This is a genomic window from Amycolatopsis albispora, assembly GCF_003312875.1.
GTDB lineage: Bacteria > Actinomycetota > Actinomycetes > Mycobacteriales > Pseudonocardiaceae > Amycolatopsis > Amycolatopsis albispora.
Map to the genome: position 1 here is coordinate 5721610 of NZ_CP015163.1, position 21258 is coordinate 5742867.

A 21258-nucleotide genomic window follows, 5' to 3' on the forward strand; every position below is an offset into this window, starting at 1 on the left:
CGGGTGAGGCGGGCAGATCAACTGTGACCAGGCACCCGCTTCACCATCGGGAACTGAACCGTTACGGTGACCGGATGGGTCGTCCAATTCGCACCAGGCGGCAGGCGACGCTGGCGTCACTGGCCGCTGAGTTGGGCGTGTCCAGGACCACGGTGTCCAACGCCTACAACCGGCCCGATCAGCTGTCCCCCGAGCTGCGCCGCCGCGTGCTGGAAACCGCACGACGGCTGGGTTATCCGGGTCCGGACCCGGTGGCCCGGTCCCTGCGGACGCGCAAGGCGGGCGCGGTCGGCCTGCTGCTCACCGAGAACCTCTCCTACGCCTTCCGCGACCCGGCGGCCATCGGCGTGCTCGAAGGGCTCGCGCTGGCCTGCGAGGACGCGGGCGTCGGCCTGCACCTGGTGCCCGCCAGCCCCGGCCGCGAGGACGTCGCGGCCGTGCACCGCGCCGGGGTCGACGGCTTTGTCGTCTACTCGGTGCCCGACGACGACCCCCACCTGGCCGCCGTGCTGCAACGGCCGGTGCCCACGGTGATCGTCGACCAGCCGCGGGTGGAGGGCGTGGACCGGGTCGGCCCGGACGACGCGGCCGCCATCACCGGCATGGCCAACCACCTGGTCGAGCTGGGGCACCGGCAGATCGGCGTGCTGTGCATGCGGCTGGCCCGCGAGCGCAACGACGACTTCGCCTCGGTGCAGCGCCAGCGCGAGGCCCACTTCCACGTGCAGCGGACCCGGCTGGCCGCGCTGGCGAAGGCCTTCGAGGCGGTCGGCGTGGACTGGTCGAGCGTGCCGGTGGTCGAGCGGTTCGACCACACCGTGGACGACGGCGCGTCGGCGGCGCGGCAGCTGTTGGACGCGTATCCGCAGGTCACCGCCCTGGTCTGCACCTCGGACATTCTCGCGCTCGGCGCACTCGCCGAAGCCGACCGGCGCGGCCTGCGGGTGCCGGCCGAGCTGACGGTGACCGGGTTCGACGGCATCGCCGAGGCCGAGCGGCACGGGCTGACCACCGTGCACCAGCCCGTGCTGGACAAGGGCAAGGCGGCCGGGAAGCTGCTGCTGGCCTCGGCCGAGCACGGTGCGCCGCGGGTGATCACGCTGCCGACGGAGCTGAAGGTCCGGTCGACCTCCGCCCCGCCGCGCACCGCCGAGCAGATGTGGTTCGGCCCCTAGTTCGCTAGGCCGCGTGGGCGGCGCCATGCCGCGAACGGGTGGCCTGCGAGGCGCCGCTCCTGCGACACGGGCCCCTAGGCCGCCTGCGCCGATTAGTGTCACGAATGTGGCTTTCGAGACGCCGAATGTCTCGAAAGCCACATTCGTGACATCCCACCTAGGCCGTTCGGCCCAGTTGGTTCATCAGGCGTGTGGTCTCGTCGGCGCCGGGTGTGGTGGGCACGGCGGGGTCGAACAGGCCTTCGGTGCCCGCGCCGCCGAACGGCCGCACGTAATCCCCCACCTTCCGCACCAGTTCCGCGTCGAGCGCGGGTGGCACGCCGAGCGCGGTGGCCAGGTCCCAGCTGTGCACCACGATCTCGGTCAGGAAGAACGTGTCGAGCATGGTGCGCAGCGGTACCGGCCCCACCGGTGCCGCGACTTCCGCGGTGAAATCGGCGTTCGCGAGCACGTCCTCCAACGCGTACCGTGCCTCCCGCCAGGCGGCGACCGGGTCGGCCTCGCGTTGGTCCTCCGCTTCCTGCGGGAACTCGGCGCCCAGCGCGAGTTCGCGGCCCAGCCGCACAACCGCGACGACGTGCGAAGTCAGGTCGGCGATCGTCCATTTGGCGCAGGGCGTCGGCCGCTCCCAGCCGTCCGCGGGCACCGCGGCGAGCAGTTCCTCGAAGCGGTCGAGCGCGAGCTTGGTGGTCATCTCTTCTCCTTCGTCCGACGGGCTTTCACCAGCCCGACGAACGAGGTGCCCCAAGACCGACAAGTAAGATTCCGGCAATGTCCATCGACGCCGACACCCTGATCGACTGGTTCGCCGCCCACGCCCGCGACCTGCCGTGGCGGCACGCCGAGCGCACCGGCTGGGGCGTGCTGGTCAGCGAGATCATGTTGCAGCAGACCCCGGTCGCCAGGGTCGAGCCGATCTGGCACGAGTGGATGGCGCGCTGGCCGCGCCCCTCCTCGCTGGCCGCGGCCACCCAGGGCGAGGTGCTGCGGGCCTGGGGCAAGCTCGGCTACCCGCGCCGCGCGCTGCGGTTGCACGCCGCGGCCGGGGTGATCGCCGCCGAGCACGGTGACGTGGTTCCGTCCGATGTGGACACACTGCTGGCGTTGCCCGGCATCGGCGCCTACACCGCCCGCGCGGTGGCCACTTTCGCGTACGGGAAGCGCGCCCCGGTGGTGGACACCAACGTCCGCCGGGTGGTGGCCCGCGCGGTGCACGGCGCGGGTGACGCCGGTCCGCCGTCCACCACGCGGGACATGGCGGACGTGGAAGCCTTGCTGCCGCCGGAAGAAGATCGCGCGGCGAAGCTGTCGGCCGCGTTGATGGAACTGGGCGCGTTGATCTGCACCGCGCGCACACCGCGCTGCGCCGACTGCCCGGTGTACGCGGGATGTGCTTGGCAACGCGCGGGACGCCCGGCTTACGCGGGTCCGGCGAAGGCCGTGCAGAAGTTCGCCGGTACCGACCGGCAGGTCCGCGGCCTGCTGCTGGACGTGCTGCGCGGCACCGAAGGACCGGTGGAGAAGGCGCGGCTGGACAAGGCGTGGGCGCAGGCCGGGCAGCGCGATCGCTGCCTGGACTCGCTGCTGGTGGACGGGCTGGTCGAGCAAACCGCGGACGGGTTGTTCGCGCTGCCCGGTGAACATTGATCTTTAGGGCAGCTTCCCACAATTCCAGACCAAAGTTGGTTATCTATTGTCTGTACGTGGCCGGGCGGTTACCGTTCCGGAGCGCACCCTGCGATGAACACCTGCGCATAACCGAATGACCGCCAGAAACCGATCTGGGCCGGTGGGCCTCGCGTTCCGCCGCGCCCTGGCCGAGGGAGATCGAATGGCCGGAAAACCGGGTTTTGACCGACGTACCGCGCTCAAGGGCGGCCTGACCGTGACCGCGGTCGGCGCGTTCGGCGGCTGGACGGCCCACGCCGCGAACGCCGAGCTGGCCGCCGGGGCCGCACCGGAACCGACGATCTACAGCACCACCGCCTGGGGCGCCCGCCCGCCGAGCGGGGCGATCACCATCGAGAACCACAAGCCCACCTACATCGTGGTGCACCACACCGTGGAGCCGGGCAACACCGACGACTTCTCCAAGGAACGCGCCTTCGCCATCTCCAAGGCGATCCAGAACTTCCACATGGACACCCGCGGCTGGATCGACACCGGGCAGCAGTTCACCAACAGCCGCGGTGGCTACATCACCGAGGGCCGTCACGAGAGCCTGAAAACCCTGCGCGGCGGCACCAAGCACGTCCAGGGCGCCAACGTCGGCGGGCACAACAGCCAGGTCATCGGCATCGAGAACGAGGGCCTCTACACCGAGGTCGACGTGCCGAAGGCGCTGTGGGACTCGCTGGTGAAGCTGGTCGCCTACATGGCGAGCCAGTACGGCATCGGCACCGCGAACATCAAGGGGCACCGGGACTTCAACTCCACCGAGTGCCCCGGCGGCGTGCTCTACGGCAGGCTGCCGGAACTGCGCACGGCGGTGGGCGAAGCACTCGGCTCGCCGGTGGAGCAGCCGCTGGAGTGGCCGCTGCTCAAGCCGGGCGAGTCCGGCCCGCGGGTGCTGGCCGCCCAGCACCTGCTGCGTGACGCCGGGGCGCGGAACCTGCGTGCCGACGGTGTGTTCGGACAGTCCACGAAGGACGCGGTGAGCGGGCTCGTGGCGGCACGCGGCATCGAGCCGCACCAGTGCACCGCTTCGGCGCACGCCGACGAGACCGGGTTCTTCGGCGCGGACATCTGGCCGCTGCTGGCGCGTCCGGTCAAGCCGGGCACGGACAGCGAAGCGGCCCGCGCGGCCGCGGTGCTCGCCGACGCGGCGGGTGCCCGCACCGCCGGGGTGACCGAGCTTTCCACGCGGGCGTGGAAGGAACTGCTCAACGACTGAGCACTTCGGACAGGAAAGCCTCGACCGCGCCCCGGTAGGCCCGGGGCGCGGCGAGGTGCACCACGTGGTGCGCGCCCGGCACGAGCACGTGCCTGCCGTCGGCCGCCCGCGCCGCGACCCGCGCCTGCTGCCCCGGCGGCATCGAGCCCCGGCCGCCTTCGACCACCAGCAGCGGGCACTTCACCGCGTCCACAATGGACCAGTAGTCGCGGACCCCCCATTCGGCCGCGATCTCGTACAGGTTCTCGAGTTCCGCGGCGAGGTGGAAGCCGTCCTCGCGCTCGACCACGCATTCGGTGAAGTAGTCGCCGAGCTCACCGAAGAAGGCGCGCACGTGGGCGAGCGATTCGAACGGGACCGGCCATGAGTCGAAATACGAGCGCCACCGGTCCACCGTCTTGCCGACCTGGTCGGGCGCCATGTCCTCGGAGACCACCGCACGCACCAGGTCCGGGGCGGCCGCCGCGGCACCCCAGGCGTGCAGCCCGCCCATGGAGTGGCCGATCACGATCGCCGGTCCCTCGTCCAGCCACCGGATGGTGTCCAGCACGTCGCCGACAAAGCGCTCGGTGGTCCACGGCCCGGTCCGCGCGGCACGCCCGTGCCCGGCGGCGTCCAGCGCGACCACGTGCCCGTACGGCTTGAGCCACTGCGCGGGCGTCCACCAGGTGCGCGCGCGGCCCATCAGCCCGTGGAGCAGCAGGATCGGCGGGCCGTCGCCGCCGAAGTCAACAACAGTGTCACGCCGGTCCATCTATGCTCCCGCCCATGCGCCGCCGCCCGTTCCTCGTCCTCGGCGGTCTGGTGCCGCTCATTATCGGCTGCACCCCGGCCGCGGATCCGCCGGCGGCGCCCGTGCCGGGCGTGGCCACCCCGGGCGCGCCGGGTGCCGGTGATCCGGCGTACCCGAACGACGGCAACGGCGGCTACGACGCGCTCGGGTACGACGTCTCGATCACCTACGACCCGCCGTCGAAGCACCTCGACGGCGACACCACCCTCACCGCGACGGCCACGCAGGACCTGAGCCGGTTCAACCTGGACCTGCGCGGGCTGGACGTGGCGTCCGTGGAGGTCGACGGGCAGCGCGCGGAGTTCACCCGTGACGGCGAGTTCGAGCTGGTCATCACCCCGGCGCAAACGCTTGCAACTGGGCAGACGTTCAAGACGCGGGTGCGGTACTCGGGCCAGCCGAGCAGCGGTGAGGAGGGTCTCGGGGCCGGCGGCTGGCACCCGTCGCCGTCCGGTGGGGCGTACGTCGTCGGCCAGCCGCACTCGGCCGCGTACTGGTACCCGGTCAACGAGACCCCGCGTGACAAGGCCACCTTCCGGGTGACCGCGCGCGTACCGGAGGGCTGGTCGGTGGTGTCCGGCGGCATCGAGGAGGGCACCAGGACGGACGGCGGCTGGACCACCTCGACCTGGCGTGACGACACCCCGGCCGCGAGCTACCTGACCACCGTCGCGATCGATCGCTTCACCTTCGACCGGAGCACGCTCCCCGACGGAAAGCCCCTGGTGAACGCGTTTGCGCCGGGTGCGGAGGGCAAGCGCGAGGTGGCCGCGCGCACGGCGGAGGCGGTGGAGTTCCTGGCGTCGCGCTTCGGCCCGTACCCGCAGACCGCGGCCGGTGGCATCTACACCGACGACCGGATCGGGTACTCGCTCGAAACGCAGGGGCGGCCGACCTACGCGAACTGGGCCGACCTGGAGACGGTGGTGCACGAGCTGGCGCACCAGTGGTACGGCAACTCGGTTTCCGTGCGCGACTGGTCGGACGTGTGCCTCAACGAATGCGTGGCCAGTTACAGCCAGTGGCTGTGGGCCGAGGCGAAGGACGGCGAGAACCTCGACGACCGGTACCGCTCGACGATCGACCGGACGCGGGAAAGCACGCGGCTGTGGTCGTCGAAGCTGCACGAAGCCGCCGCGGGCGCGGAGTTCGACGGCGTCTACGACAAGGGCATTCTCGCCATGCACGCGCTGCGGCGGACAATCGGCGACGAGCCCTTCGCGGCCGTGCTGCGGGAGTGGCCGTCGCTGCACAAGGACGGGAACGCCACCTGGCGGGAGTTCGAGCAGTTCGTCAGCGCGAAGGCGGGCCGGAGCGATCTCGGCCCGTTCTTCGACGCTTGGTTCCGCGGCACCGAACTGCCCGCCGACGAGCACCTCTACCCCGGCTCCCTCCGCCCCTGACCGGTGGCCCCGCCGATGTCACGAATGTGGCTTTCGAGACACCAGACGTCTCGAAAGCCACATTCGTGACATCAGGGCGGCAGCGGAACGCAAGCCGGGGTCGCCGGGTAGCACGTACGCTAACCCCATGGCTGTGGTGAAGATCAACGCAATCGAGGTTCCCGAGGGCGCCGGGCCCGAGCTGGAGAAGCGGTTCATGGCCCGGCTCCACGCGGTGGACGGGCAGCCCGGCTTCATCTCGTTCGAGTTGCTGCGCCCGGTCGCCGGGGACAACCGCTACTTCGTCTACTCCAAGTGGGAGTCCGAGGAGCACTTCCGCGCCTGGGCCGACGGCCCGGCCAAGGAGGCGCACGGCGGGCAGCGCAAGCCGGTGGCCAGTGGCGCCAGCCTGCTGGAGTTCGAGGTTGTGCTGAGCACGCTGGACCAGCACGACCAGTGACGGACGCGGTGGACCGTGCCGCCGAGTGGATCGGCGGCGCGGAAGCGCTGCTGGTCTGCGCGGGCGCGGGCATGGGCGTCGACTCCGGGCTGCCCGACTACCGCGGTGACGAGGGCTTCTGGCGTGCCTACCCGCCGTACGCCCGGCTCGGCCTGAGCTTCGCCGAGCTGGCCGATCCGGGGCACTTCGGCGCGGATCCGGAACTGGCCTGGGGTTTCTTCGGCCACCGCCTGCACCTGTACCGCGAAACCACGCCGCACCGGGGATTCGAGATCCTGCGCCGGTGGGGCGCGGGCAAGCCCGGCGGCGCCAGGGTGTTCACCTCCAATGTGGACGGACAGTTCCAGCGGGCGGGCTGGCCGGCCGGGCACGTCGGTGAGGTGCACGGCTCGATCCACCACCTGCAGTGCTTCAGCCGCTGCGGTGACCGGATCTGGGCAGCCGACAACATCGAAGTCGAGGTCGATCCGGAGACCATGCGTGCGCGGCCGCCGCTGCCGTCCTGCCCCGACTGCGGTGGCCTGGCCAGGCCGAACATCCTGATGTTCGACGACTTCGGCTGGCTCCCCCACCGCAGCGACGGCCCGCTCGAAGCGCTCACCGCGTGGCGCCGCAAGCACCGCGACCTCGTGGTCGTCGAAGTGGGCGCGGGCAAGGCCGTGCCGACCGTGCGCCGCTACGCCGAGCTGGCCAGCGCGGCCACCGGCAAGCTGATCCGGATCAACCCGCGTGAGCCCGATGTCCGCCACGGGCGCGGCATCTCGCTGCCGCTCACTTCGCTGGATGCGTTGTCCCGCCTCGATTCGGCGCTCACACCGGCACGGTGAGCTGGGCGTAGACCGCGTCGTGGTCGCTGGCCGCGACGTCGAACACCTGGAAGTCGCGGACGGCCACCCGGTCGTCGACCAGGATGTGGTCGATGGTCACCGGCGGCGGGAAGACCTTGCCCGGCCAGGTCGGGCGCCAGCCCTTGCCCAGTTCCGCCGCGGCGTCGGCGTACCCGGCGTCGATCAGCTCGCGGAACGACGCGTGGTCGAAGGTGGCGTTGAAGTCCCCGGCGAGGATGCGCACCGGCAGGTCGGCCGTCGGCTCGGGCAGCCCGGCCAATTCCGCCTTCCAGTCCGCCGGGGCCTCCACCGGCGGCATCGGGTGCACCGCGACGATCTCCACCCCGCTGCCGTCGCCGAACTCGACCCGCGCGCTCGGCTGCCGCAGCCTCGACGGCCCGGCCAGGTTCGCTTCGGTCAGCGGGTACTTCGACACCAGCCCCGACCCGGCCCCACCGCGGATCGGGTGCAGCACCCGGTGTGGCAGCAGGGTGAACAACCCGGCGCGCTCCAGGTCCCCCACCATCGCCGGGCTCAGCTCCAGCAGGCTCAGCACCTCCACCTGGTTGGCCCGCACCAGGTCCACAATGGACTGCGCCTCGGCGCGGCCGAGGAACAGGTTCGACGCCATCACCCGCAGGTCCCGGCCGGTCACCGCGGGCTGTTCCTCGGCGACCATGCGCGGCACCACCACCGATACCAGCGCGGCGACCAGCACCAGCACCACCGCGCCGGTTTTCCACCGCCGCAGCACCAGCGCCAGCACGCCCAGCAGGAACCCGGCCACGGTCAGGTAAGGCGTGAGCGCGAGCGCGGCGGTGGTGTAGGCGTTGCCGTCGATGCCGAGCAGGCGCATCGCGACGAGCACCACCAGCGGCACGGTGGCCAGCACCAGCAGCCCGGTCACCACGCGCGCACCCAGGCTCACCTTGCGTGGCGGCGCCTCCTGCTGATCGATCATGCCAGCCAGTATGCCCAAATCCGCTGGCACGACCTGGCAACTCCTGACAGCGCGCTGTGCGTGCCCTGCCAGCTCCCCCGGCCATCGTGGGCGGCGAGCGCGACACGTGAAGGAGGACACCATGTCGCATGCGATCCGGGCCGAGGGCCTGGTGAAGACCTACGGGCAGACCAGGGCGCTGAACGGGGTGGACCTCGAGGTGCCGACCGGCAAGGTGGTCGGCGTGCTCGGGCCCAACGGCGCCGGCAAGACCACCGCCGTCCGCATTCTCGCCACGCTCATCCAGCCCGACGCCGGGCGCGCCGAAGTCGGCGGGTTCGACGTGGTGAAGGACCCGGTGCGGGTCCGCGGGCTGATCGGCGTCACCGGGCAGTACGCCTCGGTGGACGAGGACCTGTCCGGCACCGAGAACCTGGTGCTGATCGGGCGGCTGCTGGAGTTCAGCCGGGCCGACGCCAGGGCACGGGCCAGGGAACTGCTGGAGCAGTTCGAGCTGACCGACGCCGCGACCCGGCCGATCAGGACCTACTCCGGCGGTATGCGGCGGCGGCTGGACCTGGCCGCCAGCCTGGTCGGCCGGCCGCGGGTGCTGTACCTGGACGAGCCGACCACCGGGCTGGACCCGCACGCCCGCAACGAGGTGTGGAGCGTGGTCCGCGGGCTCATCGCGGACGGCGCCACGGTGCTGCTGACCACGCAGTACCTGGAGGAGGCCGACCAGCTGGCCGACACCATCACCGTGTTCGACCACGGCCGGGTGGTGGCGAACGGCCGGTCCGACGAGCTGAAGCGGCGCGTCGGCGGGCAGACGCTGCAGGTGCGGCCGACCTCGGCCGCCGACCTCGGCCTGGTCGAGCGCATTCTCGGCGAGCTGACCGGCGCCCGGCCGCACCGCGACCGCGACACCGGGCTGCTCACCGCACCGGTGGCCGACCCGATGCTGCTGTCCACTTTGGTCCGCAAGCTCGACGAGGCCGGGGTGACCGCCGACGAGCTGGCCCTGCGGCTGCCCAGCCTGGACGAGGTGTTCCTGGCGCTGACCGGGCACGCCGCCGAAGAGACCACCGAACGAGAAGGGAGCCTGGTGTGACCACGTTGACCACCGCACCACCGCGGTACGTCAGCCCGGCCAGGGGTCTGCGCCACGGGCTCACGCTGGCCTGGCGCGGCGTGCTGAAGATCCGCAAGAACCCCGAGCAGCTGGCCGACGTGGTGCTGATGCCGATCGTCTTCCTGGCCATGTTCGTCTACCTGTTCGGCGGGGCCATCTCCGGCGACACCGGCGCCTACCTGACCATGGTGGTGCCCGGCGTGATGGTGATGAACATCATGCAGGTCAGCCTGACGATCGGCGTGCACATGAACACCGACGTGACCAAGGGTCTCTACGACCGGTTCCGCAGCATGCCGATCGCCCGGTCCGCCCCGCTGTTCGGCGCGGTGCTGGCCGACGTGGTGCGGTACCTGGTGTGCCTGGTGGTGCTGCTGGTGGTGGCCACCGTGATGGGCTACCGGATCAGCACCGATCCGGCGTCGCTGGTGGCGGCCAGCGCGTTGGTGGTGTTGTTCGGGCTGTGCTTCTGCTGGATTTCGGTGTTCGTCGGCATGCTGATGCGCAGCCCCGGCGCGGTGCAGGGGCTGATGTTCGTGTTCATCATGCCGCTGTCCTTCGGCAGCAACGTTTTTGTGCCGTCGGAGACGATGCCGGGCTGGCTGCGGGCGTGGACCGACATCAGCCCGGTGAGCCTGCTGTCGGACGCGTTGCGCGGCCTGCTCAACGGGGGCGCGGTGGCCGGGCCGCTGCTCGGCGCGCTGGCCTGGATGGCCGCCGTGCTGGCGGTGTTCTTCCCGCTGGCCATGCGGTCCTACCGCAAGCGCGTCACCTAGCCGGTCGCCTGGTCCGGGTCGCCTACCTGCGCCAGCAGCTCCGCCACGGCGTCCTGTTTGGACAGCCGGGAGCCGCGCAGGTAGGCGCCGCGGTAGGCGTCTTCACCGAGCACCGCGACCAGGTTCTCGATCGCCTCGGCCAGTTCGGGCTCACCGTGGTCGAACATCCCGCGCAGCGCCTCGCTGACCCCGAGCATGGTCGCCGCGTCGAGCGCGTTCCCTTCGCGGTGCAGCACCAGCGCCAGCACCTCGGCGTTGCGGGACATGTCGGCCACGTCGTGACCGGTGGTCGCGGAGCGGGCGGAGATGCCGAGCTGCCGCCGCGCCTCGGCGAACCTGCCCTCGGACATGGCGAGCGCGGCGAAGCCCCGGCCCGCCCACTCGACCGCGCTGTTCTGCGGGATCGGCCCGTCCACCGGCTGGGCCGCCAGTTCGGCCAGCATTTCCCGGCACAACGCGAAATCCCCGCCGCGGCGAGCCAGTTCGGCCTTGGCGTACAACAGGAGAATGGTCAGGTCGAAGTGGGAACGCTGCTCGTGGAGCCGTTCCAGCTCGGCCAGATCCGCCCACGCGCCCGCGAGGTCGCCGGTACGGGCGCGTTCCAGCGCTATCCGCCAGACCTGCTGCCCCATCTCCTCGGCCAGGTTCAGCTCACGCGCCATCTCGTAGCCGCGCCGGTAGGCCTCGATCGCGCCGTCGTGGTCACCGCGCAGCGAGCGCTCCTCGGCCACCATGGCCCACGCCATGCTCATGCCCCAGCGGTCACCGAGCGCCTCGAACTCGCTCAGCGCGCCGACCCTGGCGATGTTGGCGCCTTCGCGGTCGCCACGGTCGCCGAGCACAAAGCCCTGGACCCACTGGCCGGAGGCGCGGGCCCACTTGTCGCCGCTGTTGCGCGCCCTGGCGATCTCGCGGTCGGCCAGCTTGCCGTCGCCGGTGACAAAGGCGACCATCGGCAGCGCGATGGCCAGCATCGGGAACCGGTCCGCCGCCCCGCTCTCCACGCATTCGTCCACAAGGGACAGCAGGTCTGGCCCGTCGGCGGTGCCCAGCCGGAGCACCTCGGTCATCGCGTGCACCAGCCGGAAGATCGCCGTGGCGTACCGGGGCAGCCGGTCGGCGACGGCGAGCAGCTCACGGGCGATCTCGACGGCCTGCGGGTGCTGGCCGCGCACCATCCAGATCCACAGCATGGCCAGCGCCAGCCGGTGCGCCGGCTCGTACTCGCCAGCGCTGATCGCCCACCGCAGCGCGGTCATCAGGTTGTCGTACTCGGCGTCGAACACGGCGATGGCTTCGAGCTGCTCCGGGGTGCGGGTGCGCGGCTCCTCGCGTTCGGCCAGTTCGACGAAGTAGTCGGCGTAGCGGCGTGTGTACGCCTCGCGCTCGCCCGCCTCGGCCAGCCGCTCGTCGGCGTAGGCGCGAATGGTCTCCAGCATCCGGTAGCGCGGCTGCCCGTGCTCGTCCGGTCGCGCGTCCACAATGGACTTCTCGACCAGCGAGCCGAGCACGTAGAGCACGTCGCCACCGCAGACGCGCTCGATGGCTTCGATGGTGGCGCCGCCGGAGAACACCGACAGCCGCCGGGCCAGTTCGCGCTCCGGCTCGTCGAGCAGGTCCCAGCTCCACTCGACCACCGCGCGCAGCGTGCGCTGGCGTGGCAGCGCGCTGCGGCTGCCCGAGGTGAGCAGGCGGAACCGGTCGTCGAGGCGTTGCGCGATCTGCGTCGCGGTCATCGAGCGCAGGCGGGCGGCGGCCAGTTCGAGCGCGAGCGGCATGCCGTCGAGGCGATGGCAGATCTCCACCACCGCGGGGGTGGTGGTCTCGTCGAGGGTGAAGCCGGGGCTGACCGCGCGGGCGCGGTCGGTGAACAGGCGCACGGCCGGGGCCTCGTCGGCGGGCACCTCACGGTCGGGCAGGCCCAGCGGGCCGAGCGGGCACAGCACCTCACCGGTAATCGCCAGCGCCTCGCGGCTGGTGGTCAGCACCCGCAGCGCGGGGACGCGGGCGAGCAGGTCGCTGGTGAAGTCGGCGACCGCCTCGATGACGTGCTCGCAGTTGTCGAGCAGCAGCAGGCACGAGCGGTGGCCGAGCACCTCGGTGACCTGTTCGAGCACGTCCGGCATGGTCAGGTCGAGCGAGGTGCTGTCGATGACACGGCGTTCGCGGATGCCGAGCGCGGCGGAGACGGCGGCGGGCACGTCGGCCGCGTTGCGCACACCGGCGAGCGGCACGAACCAGGCGCGGCCCTGACCCGCGTCGGGATGCCGGGCGGCGGCCTCGGTGGCGAGCCGGGTCTTGCCCGCGCCTCCCGGTCCGACCAGCGTGACCAGGCGGTGCTCGGCGAGGCGGGCGGCGATCGTGGCCAGCTCGTCGTCCCGGCCGACGAAACTGGTCAGGCGGGCCGGGAAGGCGGCGGGATGCGTGGTGGCCGGGGCCGCGGCCGGTTGGGGCAGGGTGCCGCGGAGCACGGCCAGCTGGGTTTCGGTCAGCTCGGGTGACGGGTCCACGCCCAGCTCGTCGGCCAGCGTCTGACGCACCTGGTCGAACACGGCGAGCGCCTCGGACTGGCGGCCCGCCATGGACAGCGCCCGCATGCGCAACGCGGCCAGGCGCTCGCGAAGCGGATGGCGCTCGGCGGCGGCCTCCAGGTCGGCGAGGATCTCGGCATGCCTGCCGACGGCGAGTTCGGCCTCGAACCAGTCCTCGTGGGCGGCGGTGCGCAGGTCGTCGAGCCGCGCGGCGGGGGCGGCGGTGAACCCGGCGTCCCGGATGTCGGCGAGCGCGGGGCCCTGCCAGAGCGCGAGGGCCTCACCGAGCAGGGCGGCGGCCTTCGCCGGGCGGCCTGCCTTGAGCTCCGCGCGCCCCTGGGCCGCGAGGGTCTCGAAACGGGCGGCGTCGACGTCGGCGGCCAGCTGGTAGCCGCCGCCGGCGGAGGTGAGCACGCCGGACTCGGGCAGGGCCTTGCGGAGGCGGGAGACCAGGGACTGGAGCGCGTTGGCGGCGTCGGCGGGCAGCTCGCCGCCCCAGAGATCGGCGGTCAGCGCCTCCGCCGTCACCACCCGCCCGGCGGCGAGCGCGAGACGGGCCAGGAGCATGCGAAGGCGCGCGCCACCGATGGTGACCGGAGGCCCCTGATCCGCATGAACGCGGACGGGGCCGAGGAGTAGTACGCGCACCACCCCAGCCTTCCAGACCGGGGGGCGCGGGCGCCGCCTCGGTCGGATGGCGGGGGTGGGGTGTCACGAATGTGGCTTTCGGGACGTTTGATGTCTCGAATGTGGCTTTCGTGACGGTGGGGACGGGGGCGCGCCGGGGATGGGCGGGCGCGACATGGGCGAGCCCGGCTGGGGCGGCCCCCGGTTGGCACGGGCAACCGGCCGACATGGGCGGGCGCGGCTGGGGCGGCCCCCAGTTGGCACGGGCAACCCGGCCGACATGGGCTGGCGCGGCTGCCGCGGGTGGGACACGAATGTGGCTTTCGGGGCGAAATGTGCCCCCAAAGCCACATTCGTGTCCGAAAGGAGGCGGGAGCCGGGTACGGATGGCGCCCGCCCAGGGGCGAATGGCGTCCCGGCGGGGCACCGGGGAATGGCTGGGCCCCCGGCTCACGCGGGTGACACGAAAAGCCGCGGCGACGAAAAGCGCCCCCGGAGCGTGGGCTCCGGGGGCGCGTTCCGAGCGGGTGTTACTCGCTGTCGGGCTCCTGGTGGTCGTCACCGGCGGCCGAGGCGCCGATGCTCACCGGCGGCGAGTCCGGCACGCTGGACGGCCGGGCCTCACCGCGGAAGGTGAACTTCGCCTGGTCGTCCTTCTCGCCCTCTTCGCCGTTCCAGCCTTCGACGTCGACCACGATGATCTGGCCGGCCTCGACCTCGCCGAACAGGATCTTCTCGGACAGCTGGTCCTCGATCTCCCGCTGGATGGTCCGGCGCAGCGGCCGCGCCCCCAGCACCGGGTCGAAGCCGCGCTTGGCCAGCAGCGACTTGGCCTTCTCGGTCAGCTCGATGTCCATGTCCTTGGACTTCAGCTGGGTCTCCACCCTGGCGATCATCAGATCCACCATGGCGATGATCTGGTCCTTGGTCAGCTGGTGGAAGACGATGATGTCATCGATCCGGTTCAGGAACTCCGGCCGGAAGTGCTTCTTCATCTCCTCGTTGACCTTCTGCTTCATCTTCTCGTACTTCGACGAAACGTCGTTGCCGGAAGTGAAGCCGAGGCTCACCGACTTCGAGATGTCCTGCGTCCCGAGGTTCGAGGTGAAGATCAGCACGGTGTTCTTGAAGTCGACGGTACGACCCTGGCCGTCGGTCAGGCGGCCGTCCTCCAGCACCTGCAGGAGCGTGTTGTAGATCTCCTGGTGCGCCTTCTCGATCTCGTCGAACAACACCACCGAGAACGGCTTGCGCCGCACCTTCTCGGTCAGCTGGCCACCCTCTTCGTAGCCGACGTAGCCCGGAGGGGCACCGAACAGCCGCGAAGCGGTGTAGCGGTCGTGGAACTCGCCCATGTCGATCTGGATGAGCGCGTCGTCCTCGCCGAACAGGAAGTTCGCCAGCGCCTTGGACAGCTCGGTCTTACCGACACCGGACGGGCCGGCGAAGATGAACGAGCCGGACGGGCGCTTCGGGTCCTTCAGGCCGGCGCGGGTGCGGCGGATGGCCTGCGACACGGCCTTGACCGCGTCCTCCTGGCCGATGATCCGCTTGTGCAGCTCCTCCTCCATGCGGAGCAGACGCGTGGTCTCCTCCTCGGTGAGCTTGAACACCGGGATACCGGTCCAGTTGGCCAGGACCTCGGCGATCTGCTCGTCGTCGACCTCCGCGACGACGTCCAGGTCACCGTCCTTCCACTGCTTCTCCCGCTCGGACTTCTGGCCCAGCAGGGTCTTCTCCTCGTCGCGCAGGCGCGCGGCGCGCTCGAAGTCCTGCGCGTCGATGGCCGATTCCTTGTCCCGGCGCACGTCGGCGATCTTCTCGTCGAACTCGCGCAGGTCCGGCGGCGCGGTCATCCGGCGGATGCGCATCCGCGCGCCGGCCTCGTCGATCAGGTCGATCGCCTTGTCCGGCAGGAACCGGTCGTTGATGTAGCGGTCGGCCAGCGTCGAGGCCGCCACCAGCGCCGAGTCGGTGATCGAGACGCGGTGGTGCGCCTCGTACCGGTCACGCAGGCCCTTGAGGATCTCGATGGTGTGCTCGAGCGAGGGCTCGCCGACCTGGATCGGCTGGAAGCGGCGCTCCAGCGCCGGGTCCTTCTCGACGTACTTGCGGTACTCCTCGAGCGTGGTGGCACCGATGGTCTGCAGCTCACCACGGGCCAGCATCGGCTTGAGAATGGACGCCGCGTCGATCGCGCCCTCGGCGGCACCCGCGCCGACGAGGGTGTGGATCTCGTCGATGAACAGGATGATGTCGCCGCGGGTCTTGATCTCCTTGAGCACCTTCTTCAGGCGCTCTTCGAAGTCACCGCGGTACCGGGAACCGGCGACCAGCGAACCCAGGTCGAGGGTGTAGAGCTGCTTGTCCTTCAGCGTCTCCGGGACCTCGCCCTTGACGATGTTCTGCGCCAGGCCCTCGACCACGGCGGTCTTGCCGACGCCGGGCTCACCGATCAGCACCGGGTTGTTCTTGGTGCGGCGGGAGAGCACCTGCATCACGCGCTCGATCTCCTTGCCGCGCCCGATCACCGGGTCCAGCTTGCCCTCGCGGGCCGACGAGGTCAGGTTGCGGCCGAACTGGTCGAGCACCAGCGAGGACGACGGAGTGCCCTCGCCGCGGCCGCCACCGGCCTCGGCGGGCTCCTTGCCCTGGTAACCCGACAGCAGCTGCAGGACCTGCTGGCGCACCCGGTTGAGGTCCGCGCCGAGCTTGACCAGCACCTGCGCGGCCACGCCCTCGCCCTCGCGGATCAGGCCGAGCAGGATGTGCTCCGTGCCGATGTAGTTGTGGCCGAGCTGCAGTGCCTCGCGCAGCGAGAGCTCCAGCACCTTCTTCGCCCGCGGCGTGAAGGGGATGTGCCCGCTGGGCGCCTGCTGCCCCTGGCCGATGATTTCCTCGACTTGCTGGCGAACGCCCTCCAGGGCGATGCCCAGCGACTCGAGCGCCTTGGCGGCGACACCCTCACCCTCGTGGATGAGACCCAGGAGGATGTGCTCGGTGCCGATGTAGTTGTGGTTGAGCATCCTGGCCTCTTCCTGGGCCAGGACGACCACCCGCCTCGCGCGGTCGGTGAACCTCTCGAACATTCCCACTCCCTCGACTGCTGCGCCGGCGGTGAGTACCCACCGATTCCTTCCACGATGAGTTCAGCACCGTAAGACCACTGTAGTAGCCATGCGGTCGCGCTGGCGTACCACTACGTCAGTTGGTGCCTCAGTCAGTCGGCATACCCGGCCGCCATCGGGCCGGGCTCGAATTCAGACGTTTCCGCTGATGGTTGACGTGTGGTCCAACGTCGCAGGTCGCCGGGGGATTCCGGCGGCACCGCGCTGTCCGCTCAGCGCGAACAACCCGAAGGCCCGTGGATCGTCCCACTTTCGGGGAACCCGGGTGGCGCGCTTCCCGACCGCCTGTAAGGTAAGGCACGCCTAATCACCCGAACAGCCCACGCAGGAGGCTCGATGTCGGTCCGCGGCCCCGGTGACCTCACCGTCGCCGTCGGCGGGCTCGCCGAGTCGCTCCGCCGGGTGGACGGGCTCCAGGACCGGGCCGGCATCCGGTTCGACCTGCCCACCGGGCCCAGCCGCGGCCAGTGGCAGCGCTGCGAGGAGCTGATCGAGGACCCCACGCTGTTCACGAAGTGGCACGACCTGCTCGGCGACTGGCTGCGCGCGCGGCACGGCGCCGCGCCGAAGCGGACGGCCGCCGGTTACGTCATGTCGTGGTACCTGCACGTGCCCGCCTACGCCGCCGCGCTCCTGCTGCACCACGAGCGCCGGGTGCCGTCGCTGCGCGCGGCCGAACTGGCGTTCAAGCTCTCCGGTGACCGGCCGCACCCCGACGGCATCGCGGTGCTCGGCACCGAGTTCTACTGCCTGCCGAGCGACCCGGGCTCGACACTGCCGGAGGCGACCGTCGTGGCCGACGAGCACGAGCTGGTCGCCGTGCTGCGTGCCCGCTACATCGCGCACGCGGCCCGCTTCGTCCGCGCCTACCGCACGGTGAGCCCGCTCGGCGCGCGCACGCTGTGGGCCGCGGCCACCGACGCACTGGACAACTCGCTGTGGTGGGCGGGCAGGCACGGCGGCGACGAAGGCGCGGGCGTGGCCGACGCCGCCTTTGTGCTCGACACCACCTACCCGCCGCTGACCTCGGCCTCCACCCTGCGGATGACCGAGCAGCGCGAGTGGGCGCGACGGCGGGAAAGCTGCTGCTTCTCCTACCTCCTGCCGGAGGAAGCCGAATGCGCCGGCTGCCCGCGCACCTGCGCCCGCCCGTCGTAGCACGTTTGTTATCGGGCCGGGGGCGTCCAGGACGGGTCGCGGCCGGTCAGGCCCAGCAGGCGGTCCAGCATCGGCGCCGACGCGGGCACGGGGACCTCGGGGCCGTACACCTTCATCTGCCGCGCGGTTTCCGCGTTCGCCGCGATGTCCTCGTACAACGCGGCGGCGACCCCGGGATCGATGCTGAACGGGCGGCCGGTCGCGCGGGCCAGGTCCCAGCCGTGCACCACCAGCTCGCCGAACACCATGCCGTGCAGCATCGGCGCGGGCAGTTCCGACGTCCCGAAGCTCGCCATGCCCTCGCGCGCGCCGGGGCGCGCGAATGCTTCGACGAGGTCGGCGGCCTGGCGCTCCAGGCGCGGCGCCCAGTCGTCGGGCACCACGAGCCCGGTCTCGTCTCCGGCCGCTTCGGGCGGGGCCGACCGGCGTGCCCCGGCCAGCAGGAATGGTCCCCAGTACAAAAGGTGCCGCAGCAGCGCCCGTACGTCGTAGTCGGCGCAGGGAGTGGGCGCGCCCAGTTCACCGGGTTCGATAGCGCGGACGATCTCGGTGAACCGATCGGCCGCGTGCGGAAGCAGTTCTGGCATGCGCCGATTAGCTCACACCCGGTGCGCGCTGTCTTGAACAAACGCGACAAGCCGCGGTTCGAGTTGACCACCCATCAAGGACGCAAAACCGGCGAGGTCGATTCAGCGGCCAAAAGCGGCACAACCAGCGAATCAGCCACTAACCGACTGCCCTAAGCAGCCGATCGCGCTCGGCCGGGCCGGGGAAGTCCCGGCCCGGAATTTCCGCACCACGACACAGCGCAGGGGCACCGGCCGATGGCCGATGCCCCTGCGCGGCAAGAGCGGGGTAATGCTCAGTTCTTCTTGTGGTAGGCCTCGACAACCTCGGACGGGATGCGGCCGCGGTCGGAAACCTGATAGCCGTTCTTGCGGGCCCAGGCGCGGATGGCCTGGTTCTGCTCGCGGTCGACGGTGGCCGGACGGGCAACGGCCTTGGCGGCCGGGCGGCCACCGGAACGCTTGCGGCCACCGGCGCGCCGGGCGTGCTCGACGTACTGGGCAAGCGCGTCGCGCAGTTCCTCGGCATTGTCCGCCGACAGATCGATCTGGTAGCTCACACCGTCCAGACCGAACTCGACGGTCTCTTCGGCCTCCGAACCGTCCAGGTCGTCCACAAGTGAGACAAGGACCTTCTGCGCCATTGGGTTTCCTCCTGCTTAGGGCTAGCTCGCAACTTGGTCAGGAAAGATCGGGTGTGGGGCCACAAGCCCCTTGACAGGAGCTGCCGGTTAAGACATTAATACTCGCTCGAGCGAGTAAACGCAAATCTCGATTGGGTTATTCGGGTCGAACCAGCGGGAACAGGATGGTCTCCCGGATACCGAGCCCGGTCAGCGCCATCAGCAAGCGATCGATACCCATTCCCACTCCCCCGCTCGGCGGCATTCCGTACTCAAGGGCGCGAAGGAAATCCTCATCCAGCCGCATGGCCTCACTATCCCCGGCGGCGGCCAGCCTGGACTGGTCGGCCAGCCTTTGCCGTTCGACCACCGGATCGACCAACTCGGAGTAGCCGGTCGCCAGTTCGAATCCCCGAACGTAGAGGTCCCACTTCTCCGCCACGCCCGGCTGCGAGCGGTGCTGCCTGGTCAGCGGCGAGGTCTCCAGCGGGAAATCCCGGACGAATGTGGGCGCGTGGAGGTGATCACCGACGAAGTGTTCCCACAGTTCCTCGATCAGTTTGCCGTGGCCGAGTTTGGGATCGAACTCCAGATCGTGCGCGGTGGCGAAGGCACGCAACTTCTCCACCGAGGTCTCCGGGGTTACTTCCTCACCGAGTGCCTCGGACAACGAGCCATACATTGTCAGCGTGGCCCACTCGCCGGACAGGTCGTACTCACTGCCGTCGGAAAGGGTCACCACCTGCGTGCCGAACACCGCCTCGGCGGCTTCCTGGACCAGCTCCCTGGTCATCACCGCATTGGTGTCGTAAGTGGCGTACGCCTCGTAGTACTCCAGCATGGCGAACTCGGGCGAATGGGACGAGTCGCTGCCCTCGTTGCGGAAGTTGCGGTTGATCTCGAAGACCTTCTCGATACCGCCGACCACGCAGCGCTTGAGATACAACTCCGGCGCGATCCGCAGGTAGAGGTCCATGTCGAAGGCATTGGACCGGGTGACGAACGGGCGCGCGGCCGCACCGCCGTGCAGCGTCTGCAGCATCGGCGTCTCCACCTCGGTGAACCCGCGGCGGTGGAAGGAATCACGCAGCGAGCGCACTACCCCGGCCCGGGTTTCCACCACTTCCCTGGCCTTCGGGCGCACGATGAGATCCACGTAACGCTGCCGGATGCGGGTTTCCTCGGCCAGTTCCTTGTGCGCGACCGGCAGCGGCCGCAGCGCCTTCGAGGTCAGCCGCCAGCCGTCGGCCATCACCGACAGCTCACCGCGCTTGGAGGTGATCACCTCGCCGGTGACAAAAACGTGGTCACCGAGGTCCACATCGGACTTCCAGGCGGCCAGCGCGTCCTCGCCCACCTTGGCCAGGCTGATCATCGCCTGCAGCTCGCTGCCGCCCTCGCGCAGGCTGGCGAAGCACAGTTTCCCGGTGTTGCGCATGAACATCACGCGACCGGTGATGCCGACGTGCACCCCGGTGGCGGTGTCGGCGGGCAGCCCGTCGTGCGCGGCGCGGATTTCGGCGAGGCTGTGCGTGCGCGGTACCTCGACCGGATAGGGCTCGATGCCTTCCGCGAGAATCCGCTCCCGCTTCTCCCGCCGGACGCGCATCTGTTCGGGCAGGTCGTCTTCACTCGTAACGGATGCGGGGTTCTCGCTCATGCGCACAGGGTACGAACCCGCTGATCGGCTACGCCAACCGGATTACCGATTTTGGTAATCCGGAAAACGGCGAGTACTCAGCGCTCGGACTGTTCCTGCAGCAACGCGTCCAGCCGGGCCGCGTCGACCGTCTCGGCGACCGGGAAGCCCGCGGCGTCCATGCCCTGCTGGATCACCGGCAGCGAGCCGTTGAGCAGGCCGGAACCGTCCGGCACCTCGGCCGGGTCCTGGCCCTGGACCAGCACCTCGTTGTCCGCGCCGACGAACACCACCCGCGGCTGGTGGGCCGCCGCCTCGGCGTTGTCCAGCTGCGCGTAGGAGATGATGATGACCAGGTCGCCGGGGTGCACGTGGTGCGCGGCGGCGCCGTTGATGCCGATGATGCCGGACCCGCGCTCGCCGGCGATGACGTAGGTCTCCAGCCGCGCGCCGTTGGTCACGTCCACCACGCACACCTGCTCGCCGGGCAGCAGGTCGGCGGCCTCCATCAGGTCCTCGTCCACCGTGAGCGAGCCCACGTAGTGCAGGTCCGCCTGGGTCACCGTGGCCCGGTGGATCTTGGACTTCAGCATCGTGCGGTACATGTC

18 protein-coding genes are annotated in these 21258 nt (G+C 70.6%); 9 read left to right on the forward strand and 9 right to left on the reverse strand.

The genetic code is table 11. The features are described 5' to 3' along the window. The first annotated feature begins 74 nt into the window (after positions 1 to 74). The gene (locus A4R43_RS26980; protein ID WP_113694870.1) at positions 75 to 1175 is read left to right on the forward strand and encodes a LacI family DNA-binding transcriptional regulator; all 1101 of its coding nucleotides are present in this window, start codon (positions 75 to 77) and stop codon (positions 1173 to 1175) included. Between the two features lie 157 nt (positions 1176 to 1332). On the opposite strand, the gene A4R43_RS26985 is transcribed toward A4R43_RS26980, so the two are convergent. After that, positions 1333 to 1869, reverse strand: coding sequence for a TIGR03086 family metal-binding protein (locus tag A4R43_RS26985; RefSeq protein WP_113694871.1), 537 nt, complete (start codon positions 1867 to 1869; stop codon positions 1333 to 1335). A gap of 77 nt (positions 1870 to 1946) precedes the next feature. Here A4R43_RS26985 and A4R43_RS26990 point away from each other — a divergent pair, with 77 nt between their 5' ends. Beyond that, positions 1947 to 2822 (forward strand): HhH-GPD family protein, encoded by an 876-nt coding sequence (locus A4R43_RS26990; RefSeq protein ID WP_113694872.1) that lies wholly within the window; start codon positions 1947 to 1949, stop codon positions 2820 to 2822. Positions 2823 to 3006: 184 nt separating this feature from the next. Continuing rightward, on the forward strand, positions 3007 to 4068 hold the full coding sequence (locus tag A4R43_RS26995; protein ID WP_113694873.1) for a peptidoglycan recognition protein family protein: 1062 nt from the start codon (positions 3007 to 3009) through the stop codon (positions 4066 to 4068). On the opposite strand, the gene A4R43_RS27000 is transcribed toward A4R43_RS26995, so the two are convergent. Further along, positions 4058 to 4822 carry an alpha/beta fold hydrolase gene (locus A4R43_RS27000; RefSeq protein WP_113694874.1) on the reverse strand — a complete coding sequence of 255 codons (765 nt, stop codon included), beginning with the start codon at positions 4820 to 4822 and terminating at the stop codon, positions 4058 to 4060. The genes A4R43_RS26995 and A4R43_RS27000 overlap by 11 nt on opposite strands. A 14-nt stretch (positions 4823 to 4836) precedes the next feature. Between A4R43_RS27000 and A4R43_RS27005 the strand changes: the two genes are divergently transcribed. The 3 genes from A4R43_RS27005 to A4R43_RS27015 all read left to right on the forward strand — a co-directional run bounded on the left by A4R43_RS27005 (position 4837) and on the right by A4R43_RS27015 (position 7530). Then, a complete protein-coding gene (locus A4R43_RS27005) occupies positions 4837 to 6264 on the forward strand; it encodes a M1 family metallopeptidase (protein ID WP_113697904.1) in 1428 nt (475 codons plus the stop codon). A 127-nt stretch (positions 6265 to 6391) separates the two neighbouring features. Next, a complete protein-coding gene (locus A4R43_RS27010) occupies positions 6392 to 6703 on the forward strand; it encodes an antibiotic biosynthesis monooxygenase family protein (RefSeq protein ID WP_113694875.1) in 312 nt (103 codons plus the stop codon). Beyond that, on the forward strand, positions 6700 to 7530 hold the full coding sequence (locus A4R43_RS27015; RefSeq protein ID WP_236808303.1) for an SIR2 family NAD-dependent protein deacylase: 831 nt from the start codon (positions 6700 to 6702) through the stop codon (positions 7528 to 7530). Before A4R43_RS27010 ends, A4R43_RS27015 begins: the two co-directional genes overlap by 4 nt. Here the strand turns inward: A4R43_RS27015 and A4R43_RS27020 are convergent. Next, positions 7514 to 8491 (reverse strand): endonuclease/exonuclease/phosphatase family protein, encoded by a 978-nt coding sequence (locus A4R43_RS27020; RefSeq protein WP_113694876.1) that lies wholly within the window; start codon positions 8489 to 8491, stop codon positions 7514 to 7516. The two genes, A4R43_RS27015 and A4R43_RS27020, sit on opposite strands and share 17 nt — an antisense overlap. 121 nt (positions 8492 to 8612) lie before the next feature. On the opposite strand from A4R43_RS27020, the gene A4R43_RS27025 reads away from it, so the two are divergent. Together A4R43_RS27025 and A4R43_RS27030 are read left to right on the forward strand one after the other, a co-directional pair. Beyond that, positions 8613 to 9581: an ATP-binding cassette domain-containing protein gene (locus A4R43_RS27025; RefSeq protein WP_113694877.1), complete on the forward strand. Its 969-nt coding sequence runs from the start codon at positions 8613 to 8615 to the stop codon at positions 9579 to 9581. Continuing rightward, positions 9578 to 10378 carry an ABC transporter permease gene (locus A4R43_RS27030; protein ID WP_113694878.1) on the forward strand — a complete coding sequence of 267 codons (801 nt, stop codon included), beginning with the start codon at positions 9578 to 9580 and terminating at the stop codon, positions 10376 to 10378. The genes A4R43_RS27025 and A4R43_RS27030 overlap by 4 nt, the downstream gene beginning before the upstream one ends. Here A4R43_RS27030 and A4R43_RS27035 read toward each other — a convergent pair. Together A4R43_RS27035 and A4R43_RS27040 are read right to left on the reverse strand one after the other, a co-directional pair. Further along, positions 10375 to 13476 carry an AfsR/SARP family transcriptional regulator gene (locus A4R43_RS27035; protein ID WP_335645106.1) on the reverse strand — a complete coding sequence of 1034 codons (3102 nt, stop codon included), beginning with the start codon at positions 13474 to 13476 and terminating at the stop codon, positions 10375 to 10377. The genes A4R43_RS27030 and A4R43_RS27035 overlap by 4 nt on opposite strands. A gap of 590 nt (positions 13477 to 14066) precedes the next feature. Beyond that, positions 14067 to 16625 carry an ATP-dependent Clp protease ATP-binding subunit gene (locus A4R43_RS27040; RefSeq protein WP_113694879.1) on the reverse strand — a complete coding sequence of 853 codons (2559 nt, stop codon included), beginning with the start codon at positions 16623 to 16625 and terminating at the stop codon, positions 14067 to 14069. 375 nt (positions 16626 to 17000) lie between these two features. Here A4R43_RS27040 and A4R43_RS27045 point away from each other — a divergent pair, with 375 nt between their 5' ends. Continuing rightward, positions 17001 to 17822 carry a (2Fe-2S)-binding protein gene (locus A4R43_RS27045; RefSeq protein WP_113694880.1) on the forward strand — a complete coding sequence of 274 codons (822 nt, stop codon included), beginning with the start codon at positions 17001 to 17003 and terminating at the stop codon, positions 17820 to 17822. Between the two features lie 8 nt (positions 17823 to 17830). Here the strand turns inward: A4R43_RS27045 and A4R43_RS27050 are convergent, their stop codons facing one another. The 4 genes from A4R43_RS27050 to panD all read right to left on the reverse strand — a co-directional run bounded on the left by A4R43_RS27050 (position 17831) and on the right by panD (position 21255). After that, a complete protein-coding gene (locus tag A4R43_RS27050; protein WP_113694881.1) occupies positions 17831 to 18409 on the reverse strand; it encodes a TIGR03086 family metal-binding protein in 579 nt (192 codons plus the stop codon). Between the two features lie 275 nt (positions 18410 to 18684). After that, positions 18685 to 19032 (reverse strand): histone-like nucleoid-structuring protein Lsr2, encoded by a 348-nt coding sequence (locus A4R43_RS27055; protein ID WP_113694882.1) that lies wholly within the window; start codon positions 19030 to 19032, stop codon positions 18685 to 18687. 136 nt (positions 19033 to 19168) lie between these two features. After that, the gene (lysS, locus tag A4R43_RS27060) at positions 19169 to 20671 is read right to left on the reverse strand and encodes a lysine--tRNA ligase (protein WP_113694883.1); all 1503 of its coding nucleotides are present in this window, start codon (positions 20669 to 20671) and stop codon (positions 19169 to 19171) included. A 77-nt stretch (positions 20672 to 20748) separates the two neighbouring features. After that, positions 20749 to 21255, reverse strand: coding sequence for an aspartate 1-decarboxylase (gene panD / locus A4R43_RS27065; RefSeq protein WP_113694884.1), 507 nt, complete (start codon positions 21253 to 21255; stop codon positions 20749 to 20751). Positions 21256 to 21258 lie beyond the last annotated feature (3 nt).

Excerpts from the sequence above, each read along its gene's own strand:
- A4R43_RS27035 (WP_335645106.1), bottom strand. The coding sequence starts at position 13,476 with ATGCTCCTGGCCCGTCTCGCGCTCGCCGCCGGGCGGGTGGTGACGGCG.
- A4R43_RS27000 (WP_113694874.1), bottom strand. The coding sequence starts at position 4,822 with ATGGACCGGCGTGACACTGTTGTTGACTTCGGCGGCGACGGCCCGCCG.
- panD (WP_113694884.1), bottom strand. The coding sequence starts at position 21,255 with ATGTACCGCACGATGCTGAAGTCCAAGATCCACCGGGCCACGGTGACC.
- A4R43_RS27020 (WP_113694876.1), bottom strand. The coding sequence starts at position 8,491 with ATGATCGATCAGCAGGAGGCGCCGCCACGCAAGGTGAGCCTGGGTGCG.
- lysS (WP_113694883.1), bottom strand. The coding sequence starts at position 20,671 with ATGAGCGAGAACCCCGCATCCGTTACGAGTGAAGACGACCTGCCCGAA.
- A4R43_RS26985 (WP_113694871.1), bottom strand. The coding sequence starts at position 1,869 with ATGACCACCAAGCTCGCGCTCGACCGCTTCGAGGAACTGCTCGCCGCG.
- A4R43_RS27045 (WP_113694880.1), top strand. The coding sequence starts at position 17,001 with ATGTCGGTCCGCGGCCCCGGTGACCTCACCGTCGCCGTCGGCGGGCTC.
- A4R43_RS27055 (WP_113694882.1), bottom strand. The coding sequence starts at position 19,032 with ATGGCGCAGAAGGTCCTTGTCTCACTTGTGGACGACCTGGACGGTTCG.
- A4R43_RS27010 (WP_113694875.1), top strand. The coding sequence starts at position 6,392 with ATGGCTGTGGTGAAGATCAACGCAATCGAGGTTCCCGAGGGCGCCGGG.
- A4R43_RS27005 (WP_113697904.1), top strand. The coding sequence starts at position 4,837 with ATGCGCCGCCGCCCGTTCCTCGTCCTCGGCGGTCTGGTGCCGCTCATT.
- A4R43_RS27025 (WP_113694877.1), top strand. The coding sequence starts at position 8,613 with ATGTCGCATGCGATCCGGGCCGAGGGCCTGGTGAAGACCTACGGGCAG.
- A4R43_RS26990 (WP_113694872.1), top strand. The coding sequence starts at position 1,947 with ATGTCCATCGACGCCGACACCCTGATCGACTGGTTCGCCGCCCACGCC.
- A4R43_RS27040 (WP_113694879.1), bottom strand. The coding sequence starts at position 16,625 with ATGTTCGAGAGGTTCACCGACCGCGCGAGGCGGGTGGTCGTCCTGGCC.
- A4R43_RS27050 (WP_113694881.1), bottom strand. The coding sequence starts at position 18,409 with ATGCCAGAACTGCTTCCGCACGCGGCCGATCGGTTCACCGAGATCGTC.
- A4R43_RS26995 (WP_113694873.1), top strand. The coding sequence starts at position 3,007 with ATGGCCGGAAAACCGGGTTTTGACCGACGTACCGCGCTCAAGGGCGGC.
- A4R43_RS26980 (WP_113694870.1), top strand. The coding sequence starts at position 75 with ATGGGTCGTCCAATTCGCACCAGGCGGCAGGCGACGCTGGCGTCACTG.